The sequence below is a fragment of the Roseovarius salincola genome (assembly GCF_026891095.1).
GTDB classification, from domain to species: Bacteria; Pseudomonadota; Alphaproteobacteria; order Rhodobacterales; family Rhodobacteraceae; genus Roseovarius; species Roseovarius salincola.
Genome location: NZ_JAPTNL010000037.1, coordinates 1 through 14,065, shown reverse-complemented (window position 1 = coordinate 14,065; position 14,065 = coordinate 1). Strand labels below are relative to the sequence as shown.

Below are 14,065 nucleotides of genomic sequence, written 5' to 3'. Positions count from 1 at the left end.
ATTTCTTGTTCATCTTCGCTCCTTGATGGCTGCGATGAACCAGAAATCCTCCGTTACGAAAACATCAAATCTGTCCCATGGGTGCTGACGTCAGACATGCTGGGGGAGCCGATGACATGGCAAAAGGCGCTGGCGTTATTCTTGATTGTCGCATCGATCGCAATCGCCATATTCCGGAAGTCTTCTGTCCTCGAAGCGCCGGATTAAAATCCCTTCCAGAAATTCCAAGGCATGCAATTATCGGCAAGGTGGCCGGCTTCGCTTCCCCAAGGCGACTTGTGAATGGGCACTTTTGCTAGGCGGTGATCTGTTGTGCGCCCGCCAATGATTGCCTTGAACACACCACAGACATAGGTGCGCTGCGCGTATTCAGTCACAAGACGACATGCGAGGAGTCCACGTAAAGGAACGACAGGGGGCCACTTTGGAGGAATAGGTTCAAATCTTATTCTACTAATGCGAGGTCAGGTTTCCAATCAACGCCTCAGACAACTCATATCTAGAGTAGGGTTCTCGTAGGGCCTTCTCAGTGCTCATCCCTTCGATACCTGAACCCGCCCCCGTTTCGACTGGACACCTTGGGCCGACCAAGGGGCCTCAGGGATACCAGCAGTGATACGAGTTGTTGAATAATAGAAAACAATTCGAAAGTAGGCGTTTCTGAGAACGCTTTGATCTCAAGGTGTTTTTTAGTCCTATGAAGCGGTGCGCGTTCAACAATTCGGTTTGAAATAATTGTGAAATCAGGGTCATCGTAATCAAATTCGATGTTTGGCTGAAATCGAGAAGCATCATGAATTTTCTTTGCTGGCCCCAGAGAAATGAAACTATCGTTCCTTTGGCGGTTCCTATCTACTGCTAGCACAATTTTCCGCGCCAAGTCCGGTCTTGCCGAAAAATACCCGGTTTCAGCGATTGATCCAGGCGCTTCAGGGAACAAAACAATTGCGTGAGAAAGCTCACCGACCAATTCCTCAAACTCAGAGATGTCGAATGGAACCTCACCACCGCCCGCATTCGAGCCTCAACGGGCTCACCCCGCGAGAGTATCACCAACGGTCAGAAGAGGACCAAAACCTGAACAGAGCCAACTCATGAACGCGGACTCCACGGGGCGCAGTTCACAAGACAAAACCTTCTGGACAATAGGGTCCTTGCAAGTCGGTGCCCGGATTGGGCCACTCGAAATCAGGTGGGTCAGCGTCTGGCCGTTCAACTGCCGATGCGGGTCCGGCGAAAGATTGGCTCAGGAATGGCGCGTATGATGATCATGATTGCCCGCCAGACCGGCTTGACATAGACGACGGAGCGGCCCCGGGCCACGGCTTGGAATATCGTCTCGGCCACGGCCTCGGGGCGCGCGGTCAGTGCACCGGGCAGGTCCATGCCCTCGGTCATTCGCGTCTCGACGAAACCCGGCTTGACTGTGACGACATGCACGCCAGTGCCCCACAAACGGTTTCTCAGCCCCGAGAGATAGGCGGTGAACCCGGACTTGGCAGAGCCGTAGACGTAGTTCACCGCCCGCCCGCGATCGCCCGCTACGGAGGAAATGCCGACGAGCGTGCCGCCGCCCCGCGCCGCCATCCGGGCCGCAAACAGCTCCAGCACCTGCGCGGGTGCCTCGTAGTTGATGCGCATGACCTGGGCCGCGGCGGCCGGATCGGCCTCGCTCGTGATCTGATCGCCCATCGCCCCGATCGCGGAGACCACGATGCCAGGCACCGGATCGAAGGTGTCCACGAAGTCGCCGAGGGCGCCGGTGTCGAGCGCGTCGAATTCGTGCAAGGTCGCCTCGACATCATGGCGGATCGCGATGTCGGCGCGGTCCGCTTCAAGATCGGCCGCATTTCGGGCGGCGAGGGCCACCGGATGCCCGGCCGCAGCAAAGCGGTGCGCGACGGCGCGCCCGATGTCGGAGCGTCCGCCGAGGACGAGAACGGTATCTGTCATAGGAGCAACCTTTCCGATTGTGCAGAAGCGAACGCGCGGTCGCATCCGGTCTCCCGCCGCATGGCACAAAACGCTGCGGCGCGCGGATCCGCCCGGTGCAGTGTCGCTGCCGACAGGCGCGCATCCTTTGCGAGGTAGAATCGCCCGCCGTGGTCCGTGGCGATGGCGTCGAGCCGGTCGAGAAGCGCCAGCGTCCGTGCATTGGCCGGGAAATCCAGTGCCAGCGTGTAGCCCGACATGGGGAAGGAGAACCGGCTCTGCTGCGGGCCGAAGCGTTTCAGCACCGCGAGGAACGAGCCCTGCCCCGCAACGGCCGTTTCGGACAGCAGCGCCCGCAGCCCCGCTTCGGATGCGTTCAGAGGCAATGCGCATTGGAACTGCACGAAGCCTCGGCGGCCGTAAATCCGGTTCCAGCCGAGGATCGCGTCGAGCGGGTAGAAATAGCTGTCCCAGTCGACCAGCGCCTCTCGCGGGGCGCGCAGACCGCGGCGCCAGTAAAGCGCGTTGAAGGCGCCGACCGAGAACCGGTTGAGCGCTGCGGCGGGCGCGTCGAAGGGCATCGACAGCTGGCGCTTGCGCGTTGTGCGGTAGGGGTGCGTCCGGCGCTGCGGCGGCAGGTCATCGGCCTGCACATGCTCTCCGGTCATCACCAGCGACCGGCCGAGCGCCGCACCCGAGGCGAGGCAGTCGATCCAGGCCACTGAATAGCTTGCATCGTCGGCGGCCTCGAAGGCGTCCATCGCCTCGGCAAGGCTCTGCGCGGGGACCGTCGTCTGGGCGATCCAGCCGCTTTCCACCGGGCGGAGCCTGATCGCGGCGCGCAGGATCACGCCGGTCAGCCCCATGCCGCCAAGGGTCCAGGCGAAAAGCTCAGAGTTCTCGTCGCGGCTGGCCCGCACGACCTCGCCGTCCGCCCCCATCACGTCGATCCAGTCGACGAAGGCGCCGAAGGCGCCGTCCCGGTGGTGGTTCTTGCCGTGCACATCAGCCGCGATTGCACCGCCCAGCGTCACGAATTTCGTCCCCGGCGTCACCCATGGGAACCAGCCCCGCGGCAGGAAGGTCGCGATCACGTCGCCCAAAAGCACGCCCGCCTCGGCGACGAGCCGCCCGGCCTCTGCATTGAAGGACAGCATCCGGTTCAGCCGCCGCAGGTCGAGCGTTGCCTCCGCCCCCATCGCGCTGTCGCCGTAGGCGCGGCCGTTGCCGCGGGCGATCACGCCTCCCGCACCGATCAGGGCGCCCAGGGCTTCGGCGTGGCGCGGTCGCGCCACAGGTCCCGCGCGCCGCGGGTAGCGGCCCCAGCCGGTAAGCTCTTCGGTGCGAAAGGCCTGCATCACGCCGCCCCGGCCACGGTGTCGGTGAACACGAACCGCCGGTCGAGCCGGTACTTGATGACGTAGCCGACCGCGAGTCCGAGGACGGCGCCCGCCTCGCGCGCGAGATCGGTTTGCCAGATGATCCAGAACGCCGTCTCGGTCGCCCAGAAGATCGCGGTCGTGGCTATACCCATCGCGGTATAAAGGGTGAACTTGCGGCCATGCGCTGCGGCCCCGGACGTGTGGTCCTCGAAGATCCACCGCTTGTCGAGCAGGTACTTGAGCACCAGACCGACCAGCGTGCCGGCGAAGACCGCTGCCGCAAAGCCCCGGGGGCCCTCATCGATCGCTAGCACCACCCGCTGCGCCCCGAGATTGGCTAGCGTCGCGGCGACGGCGAAGGCCGTGTAACGGATGATCAGCGTCGTCCGGGTCACAGCAGCATGCCCGACAGCACCAGGGCGAAGATCAGCCCGCCGCAGAGCAGCGACACGGGGTCCTTGGCCGCGAAGACCACCGGGTCGTCGTGCATCTGCCCCCGATGGGCGAGCATCGCCATCCGGCTGAGCCAGTAGAGCAGGATGAGGCAGATGCCCCAGAGCGGCACCGTCGCGGAATAGAGCACCTGCACCGCTGGCGAATTGATGTAGAGCGCCATCACCAGCACCGAGACATAGCCCGACGCCACCGCCATGTTCGACACCAGCGGCAGGTCGTCCGTCACATAGCCGCGCCCAGGCGCTACCTGCGTGCCCTCCTCGGCGCTCGAGACCAGCTCGGCCTGCCGCTTAATCGCGGCGAGCGAGAAGAAGAAGAACATAGAGAAGGCGAGAAGCCAGACCGAAAGCGGGATGCCGATGGCGACGCCCCCGGCAATGATCCGCAGCGTGTAGAGGGCGGCAAGCGCGCAGATATCGACCACGAGCCGCCGCTTGAGCACGAAGGAATAGGCGGTGGTGACGAGGTAGTAGATCGCCATCACCGCGAGGAACTCCGGCCCCAGCGGCAGCGAGAGAAGCCCGCCGGCCAGCAGCAGCCCCGGCGCCAGCGCGGTGCCCCACGACAGCGGCAGCGCGCCCGAGGCGAAGGGGCGTTCGCGCTTGCGTGGATGCGCGCGGTCCGCCTCCAGATCGAGAAGGTCGTTGAGCACGTAGACCGACGAGGCGACGAGGCTGAAGACGACGAAGGCCAGCGCGGCCTCGCCGATCGCCGGCAGGGTGAACCGGTGCGCCACGAGCAGCGGCAGGAAAACGAGCACGTTCTTCAGCCATTGCTGCGGCCGGATCGCGCGAAAGAGCGGTCGCAAGGGCGATCCGCAGGTCGTCAGGTGTTCGGCCGCGACGGGAAGTGCATCGACCCGCGCCCGCAGGGACCGCGGCACGTCGACGGTGACGGCGCGCGTCGCGCGCTGCCAGATCGGGTAATCAGCGTCCCTGTCGCCGACATAGGCGAAGCCTTCGGGGAAGCGTTCCGACAGGAACGCCGCCTTGCGCGCGCCCTTAAGGTTCGTCTGCCCGTCCGACCCATGCGCTGCATCGAAAAGCCCCAGATGCGCGGCGACGCGATCGACGATCCGCTGATCGGCGGCAGAGACCAGAACCACCCACCCGCCGGCCTCGCGCCAGCGCCGTGCATAGGCCACCACGTCGTCGTTATAGGGCAGCGCCGCGACATCGACGGCGCCGAGCCCGCCAAGGGTCCGTTTGAGGTGCGCGCGGCCCTCGGGGAGCGCGCCCAAGATCGCGACGATACTCGTCCAGCGCTGCGACAGCGCGGCCCAGAACGTCTCGAACAGCAGGTCGGACCGAATGAGCGTGCCGTCGAGATCGACCGCCAGCACATCGGGCAACGGGTTGGCCTCCGCCGACGCCCCCCCCCGAGGCTTCGCGGTAGTCATGCACCCCACCCCTCGGCAAGATGCTGCCGAAAGTGCGCCACCTGGCCTGCGGCCGCGCGGCGATGCGTCTGATCCCTCGGGGTTTCGGCTCTGTTCACGTCGGTTGGCAAGGACATGCTCAGTAATCTAGTACAAAGACGGAGCTCTGGCCATCCGCTGCGCTTTGTGATCATTTTTCCGCCGATGACACACGAGACACCCATGCCGCCCCGCCGGCCCCTCACGTTCTGGTCGCAATCCGTCGCGTTCCGGGCAACCTTCGCCGCGGCCGCGACGCTTCCGCAGGCCGCGCAGGCCTACATCGGCCCCGGGGCCGGGCTGACGGCGCTCGGCACCGTCATCGCGCTCATCCTGGCGCTGGGTCTCGCGATCGTCGGCTTCGTCTGGTATCCGCTCAAACGCCTGCGGCGCAAACGCAAGCGCGCGTCCGACGGCGACAAGGCCGACCGCGAGCCCGAATGACGGTCGTGTTCCTCATCGCGGGGCTGGCTGCGTTTCTCGCCGCGATCAGGCTGATGCGTGCGGCCGCCGTCGGCCAGGAGGTCGTCAGGACGGCGCAGGACGCGCTCGCGGTCATGGCCGACCCGGATCTTTCCGAAGACGCGAAGGAAGCGGCCGTGCGGCGCGCGTCGATCCGCCTTGTCGGCCGTTTCTTCGTGATCGCCGGCATCGGGATCGCGGCGCTGGCCGTGGCAGGGTTGGTGGTATGGTCGGGCGCAGCCGCCGGCCTTTACAGCCTGGAAGGGGCGGTGCGCGTCGGGACCGGCTGGCCGTTCATCCTGGTTTCGAGCGCCAGTGCCGTGGCGGCTTGGATATTCCTTGATCGCCGGGCCAGGGTCGCACGCGGCAGCGATGAGGACGGGCGCGAGGTGCCTTACGGTCCGCTCGACAAGGCGCTGCACAACTTGGCCTTCGCCGCGCCCGCACGGCAGCGGCGGTTGGCCAAGGTCGAGTCGCGGCTCTGCCGTCGGAGCATTGACCCGGCGCGGGCGGCGCGGCCGGTTTTCGTGACCTCGCTGCCGCGCGCCGGCACGACAATCCTGCTACAGATGCTGGCGCGCTGCCCGGAGCTGGCCTCGGCCACCTACCGGCACATGCCCTTCACGCTCGCACCGCTGCTCTGGGGCGGCTTCTCCTCCGCTTTCCAAAGGTCATCCGGCACGGCCGAACGCGCCCATGGCGACGGGATCGAAGTCGGCTTGGACAGCCCCGAGGCGTTCGAGGAGATGGTCTGGCTGGCGTTCTGGCCCGACCACTACCGGCGCGATCACATCCGCCCCTGGCGCGGCGACGAACGCGATGCGCAGTTCGAGGCGTTCTTTCGCACCCACCTCGCCAAGATCGTCGCGACGAAACCCGGCGCACGGCGCTACCTGTCGAAGAACAACGCCAACATCGCGCGCCTGCCACTGCTCAAAGCGATGCACCCCGACGCGACCATCGTGATCCCCCTGCGCGATCCCCCCGCGCAGGTCGCCTCGCTGATGCGCCAGCACGCGCGGTTTTCTGAGCTGCATGCCCAAGAGCCTTTCGCTCGGCAATACATGGAGGGGCTTGGCCATTTCGAGTTCGGCGCGGCATTGCGGCCCATCGCCTTTGACGGGTCGACCCCCGATCCCGCCGAGGCTGGAGAGGTGGATTTCTGGCTGCGCTACTGGATCAGCGCGTACGAACATGTCCTGTCCAACGGCGGAGACCGGGTAATCTTCATCGACCATGACACGCTGTGCCGCGACCCGGTGCCGCGCCTTCACGCGCTTGCGGCGGCGTTGGGACTGGATGCGCCCGAAGTCCTTGCCGACCAGGTCGGCACGCTGCGGCCGCCGCCGCCTGCGCCGACGCTCGCCGACGCATCGCCCGGCCTGATGCGGCGGGCGCGCGAGCTGCACACCGAGCTGTGCCGCCGCGCGCTCGGCCCCGATCCGGCACCGTGGTCGGCATGAAGACGCCACTCTCCGATCGCCTCGCCGCCGCGGTCTTCGTGCTGTCCATCGTGGTGCTCTCCGTCGTTTACGGCGCGGTCGCCTCGGTGCGGGGCTGGTTCCCGGCGCCGCAGATCGAGCTGGCGCATGACACGATCGTCGATCTGGCACTGTTCTGGCGCAATGACCTGGGCCTCGCGCCCACCCGTCACCTCGTGCCTGCCGCCGAAAATGACCCCGACCGGGGTTATCGCCCCGCGCCGGGGGCCGAGCCGACGCCCGGCTTCGTGCTGGTCACGACACTCGGCGATGACCAGACGAATTCCAGCCACCTCGTGCAGATGTTCGACGATGGGGGCCGGGAGGTGCATCGCTGGCCGGTCCGCTATGAAAGTTTTGACGACGAGATGAGTCCGCGCAACGTCGTCCTGCACGGCATGGAGGTCTTCGAGGACGGCTCGCTGGCGGTGACGTTCGACGTCGGCAATGCCATCGCGCGGATCGACGCCTGCGGCGAGCCCATGTGGGTCGTGAACGGCAACTACCATCATTCCATTGCGCGCGACGGTGAAGGCGCATTGGTGACATGGCGCGACGAAGCCATCGTGCGCCTCAACGAGGAGACCGGGGAGGAGCTGTCGGTGCTCGACATCCGGCGGGACGTCATCCCAGCGGCCGAGAACGAACAGCGCGGCTATCTCGAGCTGCGCACGGTCTCGCTGGAGGAGGTCGGCGATCGCACGGTCTACCTCGAGGATCCATTACACCCCAACGACGCCGAGGCGCTGCGTGCGGAGATGGCGGTCGCCTTCCCGATGTTCGCGCCGGGCGACATCCTCTTCAGCCTGCGGGAGATCAACCTTATCGCGGTGGCCGATCCAGCGACCGGCCGGCTGAAATGGTGGCATCACGGCCCCTGGATCAAGCAGCACGACCCGGACTTCCAGCCCGACGGGACGATCACCGTCTATGACAACGGCACCAGCACCGGCCGGTCGCTGATCCGCCGGATCGATCCCGCCGATGGCCGCCTGTCGGTGGTTTTCGAAGGCGGTGCGGAGGAGCCCTTCTATTCGTGGCGGCGCGGCAAGCATCAGGTGCTTCCGGGCGGCAACCTCCTGCTGACAGAGGCGGAGCGGGGCCGGGTGCTGGAGGTCGACCCCCGGGGCCGGCTGGTCTGGGAGCGGCACCTGCCATGGGACGCGGACCGCAACCTCGTCGTCACCGAGGCGCGTCATGTGCCCGAGACGTTTTTCGGCGGCGATCTGCCGGACTGCCGGACCCAGGATGCGGGGCCGGAGGGTGGCGGAGACTAGTGAGTCCGGCGATGGAGGCGGGACGCGCGGGTCCGACCCGTTGATCCGAGCAGTTCGGACCCGCCCTTGCACGATGTCCGAGTTCCCTTTAAATCGAACGCCGAGAGGGATTTCGGCGGTCGTATCGGGGCAAGACGACCGTGCCCCGCCCTGCAAGTGAACCGCGATGGATGGCACGTTCCGCGCGTGACGTCCGGTGCAAGCAATGGAAGGTCGCGGAACAGTGACTTGGATCACCAAGATCAGTCCGAAGCCGCGCCACATCCTAATCGTGGCGATTGCCGCGGTCGTGGTCGGTGCCGGGACGGCGGCGGCCTATTGGACCCTCCCGAGCCTCGTGTCCGAAGATAGGCTGCGCAGGGCTCTGACGGCCCATGCCGCGATCTGGAGCGGTGGCGAAGTCCTCCTGCCCGCGGATACGGCGGTCTCGTCCGTGCGGGGCCGCGTTATCACATTGGAGAACGCGGAATTCGGCGGCACCCTCGGCGGCGCCGAGTGGCAGTTGAGGGTGGCCGCGATCGAGGCCACGGTCCGGGTGCTTCCCTTGCTGCGGGGCAAGTTGGAGATCGAGACCCTGACGTTGGAGGCGCCGCACCTGCGCCTGGTGGACCACGACGAGTCCGCGATGGCCGCCTTGCGCGACCTACCGGCCGACAAGCCGGACCTCCCCAAGCCCGAGGGCGAGGTGATCGTCACCAATGCGAGCTTTGTCTATATGGGGCCGGCCGGGCGGCGGGTCGGCTTCGATGGCATGGATCTGCGCATGGCGGCGGAGCCCGGCTCGACCGCGGTTCTGCTCACCGGCGCCCTTCCCGCCGGGAGAGGACGGCTGCATCTGCAAGGTCGGCTCGATGATCCGGTCGCCGTCCTGACGGGCGCTGGCAGCAACGCGCGGCTGGCTCTGTGGGGCGCGGCCACCGCGGACGATGCGGGCACGCCGCCACCGCAGCCGCAGCCCGACATTCCCGGTGCCGCGCAGGAGACCCCGGTGATCTCTGGTCTGAGGCGGATCGCAGCTGTCGTCGGATTGACGGGCGCCGGTCGGGTTGCGATCGAGGGACGGGTCTCCGCCACGCCGCGAACGCTCGGGATCGCCGATGCGAGCGTCTCGTTCGGCGGCCTATTGGCAGAGGGCGACATGACCGTCGCCCTCGCCGGTCAGGAGCCGCCCGTCGATCAGCTGGACGGCGTGGTCCGCGGAGCGGCGGCAGCTTGGCGCGACGCGGCCACTTCCATCGAGGCGGGCGCGTGGCGGGACGCCCCTGTCATGCTGGACTGGCTGGCGCCGCTGGAGTTTACGCTTGCCGCACGGCTCCGCGACAGCAGGCTCGCCGGACGGTCTGTCGAGGCCCGGCGGATCCGGCTTCACGCGCGGGACGGCCGCGCCCGGCTCGAAGTTGCGGCCGTCGGCGACCTGGGGCGGTTGCAGGGCGACCTGACGCTTGATGCCGTGCCCTCTGGTGGCCCACCGCGGGTCGCGGTGAATGGCCGTCTGGAAAGCGTCGACATGGGTGCGACCGGGCGCACCCTCCTGTTGCTCGCGCCGCCCCCGCTCGTCAGTCTGCCGGCAATGCCCGAAGGCACGCTCGATGCAGATATCGACCTCGCGACCCGAGGCGCGAGCTTGGGCGCGATGGTCATGACCATGGACGGCGCAATCGAAGCTGAAGCGCGCGACGGCAGCGTTGCGGGGGCCGATTTGGCCATGACCCTGGAGGGGCTGGCGGATGGCCGCGAGATCATGACAGAGCGGGACGGACCGTTGATCCCGTCTGCCGGCCGCACCGAGTTCGACACGGCAGAGGGCCTGATCGATTTCGTCCCCGGAGCCGCGCGCATCTCCATGTTTCGAATCCGCGGCGCGCGCTACGACATCGACATGCTCGGCGAAGCTGACCTCGCGATCGGGGCGATCCGCGCAGACGGACAGGCCAGGCTCCTCGACGACCTCGCCGACGACGCAGACCGGTCCCCGATCGTCGACCTGCCCTTCGGACTGGGGGGAACGCTCACGGCGCCGGTCGTGGCGGCGGGCGTGCCGCGCAGAGGCGACGAGCTGACGTCCGGGGCCACCGCAGAGGGGGAAGTCGAATGAGGCCGGGTGCTGCACGAAGGCAAGAGCGGGCGCCGGTGCGCATCGGGCCGGCCGCCCGTCGGGGCGCGCCATGACCGCGACCGAGACAACACCGCGGACCATCCCGGGCATGCAGGTGGACCGGGCGCGGTCGGGACTGCTCCGGGTCTGCATCGCGCTTGGCCTGCTCGCGTTCTGGGCGGCGTATTATGCTTGGTGCCTGTTTCCCGGGCTGGGCGGTGTCATGAATGCCGGCGATACGGCCAAGTTCCAGACGCTCGGGCATACCCAGATCCTCGTCCACGGGCCCGGCTACCCGCTGATCCAGTTCCTTGGCGCCGTGCTGCGCGCGCTCGACCTGCCGGTCGAACCCTGGCGCGCGATGACCTTCGCCATGGCGGCGCTCCCCGGCGCGGTCGCCAACACGATGGCATTCCTGATCGTCGCACGCGTGACCCGCAGCCTGCTCTTCGGCATCGCGGGGTCGCTCCTTCTGGGCAGCGCCGGGCTGATGGCCGTCCAGTCGACCGAGGCGGAGGTCTACCCGCTCGCCCTGGCCTTCGTGCTCTCAACGACCTTCCTTCTGGTCCTCTTCCTTGAGACCAAGCGCGAAGGCTACTTCGTGGCCGCCTGCGGTGTCTACGCGCTGTCCTTCGGCAACCATCTTATGATGATCATGCTGGCGCCGCTGGGCCTGGTGGTGATCGCGCTGCACTGGCGGCGTCTGTTGCGTCCGCGCATCGTGGCCTCCGTTCTCGTCCTCGTCGCGCTCGGCGCCAGCCAGTACCTTTACCTCGCCTACATCACCCACCAGCCGGAGACGGCCTATTCGGAATACCTGCCGCTGCCGCCAACCCTGAGGGAGTTCCTCCAGTACATCACAGGCACCTATTTCAGCAGCCTCTACGGCTCCGGGTTGCGATCGACCTACAGTTCCGAGACGCTGCTGGTGACGCTGCGCTCGGCGCATCCGTGGATCTCGTCGCCGCTCATCGTTGCGGGCGTGGTTCTTTTCGCGATTGGCTGGCGCCGGAGCGATGCGGGATGGATTGGCGTGGCAACCGTGTTCGGTGTGGCGCTGTCCTTTGTGCCCTTCGTGATCTGGTACGGTGCCTATGATATCCAGGCCTTCCACCTGCCGGTGCTGGGGCCACTGCTCGTCGGCGCCGTGGCGGCGATCGGCTGGTGGGCCGGGCGCTGGCGGGGGCTGCAACGAGGCACGGCCCTGTTGCTGATCGCGCTCGGCATCTGGCGGGCCGCGGTGATGGCGGAGGGCCTGACCGCGCGCCAACCGATCTTCACCGACCTGCCGGAGACGTTCGCCCCGCTGATCGCCCAGGCCCCGATTGAGGATCCGCTGGTCTCAATGCCCTACGGGCTCAGGATGGCCACGCTCTACCACGAATTGCTGGGCGAAACGCCGCAGGCCCGCTATCGCGTGCCCTGGCGCGCGGAAGAAGCCGCCGTCGAACGGGAGGAGGTGGGTGGCATCGTCGTGCCGACCGATGGCGAGCAACTCCTGCGCTGGATCGAGCATCGCCATCCCGAACTCGCCTGCCGGTCCTGGGCTCTCGACCAGCCGGAGGGCACGCCGTGGCCCGCCTATGGCTTTCTTTGCGCCCGCGACGGCGCCACCGATGCGGAACCGGGACCCGAAGGCGACAGGTAGCGGGAATCGGACCACAATCTTGTTGCCACGTCGCCTCGTCGACGAAATCGTGACCGCGAGAACCTGCTTCTATGCTGGTGTTATCGGCGATTTTCTGCCTATAAGGGATCAAAGGGCATGGTCCGCTGGCCAAGTGGAGCCTGCTGCAGATTTTCTGAAATCAGGAGTCCACGGGTGAGTTTTCATCTCGCAACAATCGGAATTTGCGCCGCCGCCGGAATGGTTCTGGCGCAAGTACAGGAGTTAGCAATGCCGACTGCGCAGGAAGCGGGCGACGGGGTTGTCGCGATCGAGCCCGCAGTGTCGAGATCACCAGGGCCGGAGAGCACGCCCGGCGTAGCGACTCTCAGCATCGGCCCGGCCGAAATGGTTCGGCAGTTGACCGGCCCGATGTCTGCCAATGCGACCGACCGCTGGAATGTCCATGGCACTGACCTTGGCCATATGATCCGCCACAAGGGCGCGCTCTACATGGTGTTCGGGGATACCTACGGGCCCGATGGCGGCGCGTGGCGCAGCAGCACGATGGCACGCATCTCCAACCTGGGCGGCGCCTTCGACTTCGCGCAGATGATCTCGGACCCCGACGGCAACGCAAAGGAACTCATCCGCTCTGCGAAGATCCCTGGCATCGAGTGGACTGTGATCCCTACCAACGGCATCTCGCTGGGCGAGCGGATGGTGCTGCACTACATGTCCGTGAGGATGTGGACATCGGACGGCCGCTGGCTGGTCAGTAAGTCCGGCCTCGCCTATTCCGACGACGATGGACATAGCTGGCACCGCTCGCCAACGGCCGTCTGGCCGAACGGGTCCGGCTTCGAGCAGGTGGCCTTCGTCGATCAGGGCGAGATGATCTACAGCTTCGGCATCCCCGAGGGCCGCTTCGGCAGCGTACGGCTGCGCCGTGTCGCGCGCGATGCCTTGTTCGACCCTGCCGCCTACAGGTACTGGGATGGCAGCGGCTGGGTGTCCGATCACCATGGGGCCGCGACCGTGGTGCCGGCACCGGCAGGCGAGCTCTCGGTCGCCTGGAGCGAGACGCACGGCCGCTGGCTGATGATGTATCTCGACGAGACCATGGCCGCGATCGTCCTGCGCACCGCGCCCGATCTTGTAGGTCCATGGAGCGCGGCGCAGACGGTAGCGCATGCTGGCGACTACCCGGGCCTCTATGCCCCCTACATTGTGCCGGGCGAAGCGCTCGACACGGAGGTCCGCTTCACGATGTCCCGGTGGAAACCGCTCTACAACGTATTCCTGATGCGCGCACCGCTCAGTCTCGACGCGCCTGTCATCGCCGCTTTTGAGGACGATGCAGCAACTGAAATCCGCCGCGACTGACTCGCCGTGGCTCCTCAAGCCCGACCTGCCGCAGGACCATGCCGGTGGAGCGGTCCACGAGCCTCCGGGCAACCAACCGTCAAGGCGGGTGTTTATTGTCCTATGTCGGAATCCGGCACGTGCCGAGAACTCGATGACGTGTGTATTCGCGCGCGAGTTGCCACAGCGCAAACATGGGACGCAGATTCATAGCGAGTTCTATGTCCCCTTTTGGGTCAATCACCGCCCTACCGCACACTCGCAGCGAATGACCTCTTTTCGCCTAACCAATTGATTTAATTTATTTTTTATTCGATTGTCGGGTCATTCCGTTTGAAGGAAACTTTAGTTCGGCAAAGGTCAAATCCTGCTCCCGCAACCAAAATATCCCAATAACTACAGTAAGTTATGCGGCGCGCTTGGGCAGCTGTCCATTGCGCGATTTTGCGCGTGGAAGCACTGTGGAAGCAACCGGAACGCACTCAAGGGTGTGTGACCCAGCCCCCTGAACTCAGGCCATTGAGGTGTTAGTAATCCGTCCGAGAAAAGGATGGATCATGAAACGCAGATTTTCAGACGAACAGATCATCGG

The 14,065-nt window shown here is 66.1% G+C and carries 12 protein-coding genes; 7 read left to right on the top strand and 5 right to left on the bottom strand.

Annotation, left to right across the window (positions count from 1 at the left end; all coding sequences use genetic code 11):
* On the top strand, positions 1-207 hold a 207-nt coding region (locus N5A93_RS19205), incomplete at its 5' end, for a hypothetical protein (protein WP_268956709.1).
* Positions 208-526: 319 nt separating this feature from the next.
* Here N5A93_RS19205 and N5A93_RS19610 read toward each other — a convergent pair.
* From N5A93_RS19610 to N5A93_RS19185, 5 genes are all read right to left on the bottom strand, one after another.
* Positions 527-988: a retron St85 family effector protein gene (locus N5A93_RS19610; RefSeq protein ID WP_440590583.1), complete on the bottom strand. Its 462-nt coding sequence runs from the start codon at positions 986-988 to the stop codon at positions 527-529.
* 224 nt (positions 989-1,212) lie between these two features.
* Positions 1,213-1,953, bottom strand: coding sequence for an SDR family oxidoreductase (locus tag N5A93_RS19200; protein ID WP_268956708.1), 741 nt, complete (start codon positions 1,951-1,953; stop codon positions 1,213-1,215).
* A complete protein-coding gene (locus tag N5A93_RS19195; protein WP_268956707.1) occupies positions 1,950-3,290 on the bottom strand; it encodes an FAD-binding oxidoreductase in 1,341 nt (446 codons plus the stop codon). Before N5A93_RS19195 ends, N5A93_RS19200 begins: the two co-directional genes overlap by 4 nt.
* On the bottom strand, positions 3,290-3,709 hold the full coding sequence (locus N5A93_RS19190) for a GtrA family protein (RefSeq protein WP_268956706.1): 420 nt from the start codon (positions 3,707-3,709) through the stop codon (positions 3,290-3,292). The genes N5A93_RS19195 and N5A93_RS19190 overlap by 1 nt, the downstream gene beginning before the upstream one ends.
* Positions 3,706-5,169, bottom strand: coding sequence for a UbiA family prenyltransferase (locus tag N5A93_RS19185; RefSeq protein WP_268956710.1), 1,464 nt, complete (start codon positions 5,167-5,169; stop codon positions 3,706-3,708). Before N5A93_RS19185 ends, N5A93_RS19190 begins: the two co-directional genes overlap by 4 nt.
* 183 nt (positions 5,170-5,352) lie before the next feature.
* Here N5A93_RS19185 and N5A93_RS19180 point away from each other — a divergent pair, with 183 nt between their 5' ends.
* From N5A93_RS19180 to N5A93_RS19155, 6 genes are all read left to right on the top strand, one after another.
* Entirely contained in the window at positions 5,353-5,631 is a 279-nt protein-coding gene (locus N5A93_RS19180) for a hypothetical protein (RefSeq protein ID WP_268956705.1), read from the top strand.
* Positions 5,632-5,636: 5 nt separating this feature from the next.
* Positions 5,637-7,112: a sulfotransferase gene (locus N5A93_RS19175; RefSeq protein WP_268956704.1), complete on the top strand. Its 1,476-nt coding sequence runs from the start codon at positions 5,637-5,639 to the stop codon at positions 7,110-7,112.
* The gene (locus N5A93_RS19170) at positions 7,109-8,407 is read left to right on the top strand and encodes an arylsulfotransferase family protein (protein ID WP_268956703.1); all 1,299 of its coding nucleotides are present in this window, start codon (positions 7,109-7,111) and stop codon (positions 8,405-8,407) included. Before N5A93_RS19175 ends, N5A93_RS19170 begins: the two co-directional genes overlap by 4 nt.
* A gap of 223 nt (positions 8,408-8,630) precedes the next feature.
* Positions 8,631-10,502 (top strand): AsmA family protein, encoded by a 1,872-nt coding sequence (locus tag N5A93_RS19165; protein WP_268956702.1) that lies wholly within the window; start codon positions 8,631-8,633, stop codon positions 10,500-10,502.
* A gap of 70 nt (positions 10,503-10,572) precedes the next feature.
* Positions 10,573-12,150 carry a protein O-mannosyl-transferase family gene (locus tag N5A93_RS19160; RefSeq protein WP_268956701.1) on the top strand — a complete coding sequence of 526 codons (1,578 nt, stop codon included), beginning with the start codon at positions 10,573-10,575 and terminating at the stop codon, positions 12,148-12,150.
* A 249-nt stretch (positions 12,151-12,399) separates the two neighbouring features.
* Positions 12,400-13,494, top strand: a complete 1,095-nt coding sequence (locus N5A93_RS19155; RefSeq protein ID WP_268956700.1) for a glycoside hydrolase family 183 protein — start codon at positions 12,400-12,402, stop codon at positions 13,492-13,494.
* Positions 13,495-14,065: the final 571 nt, after the last annotated feature.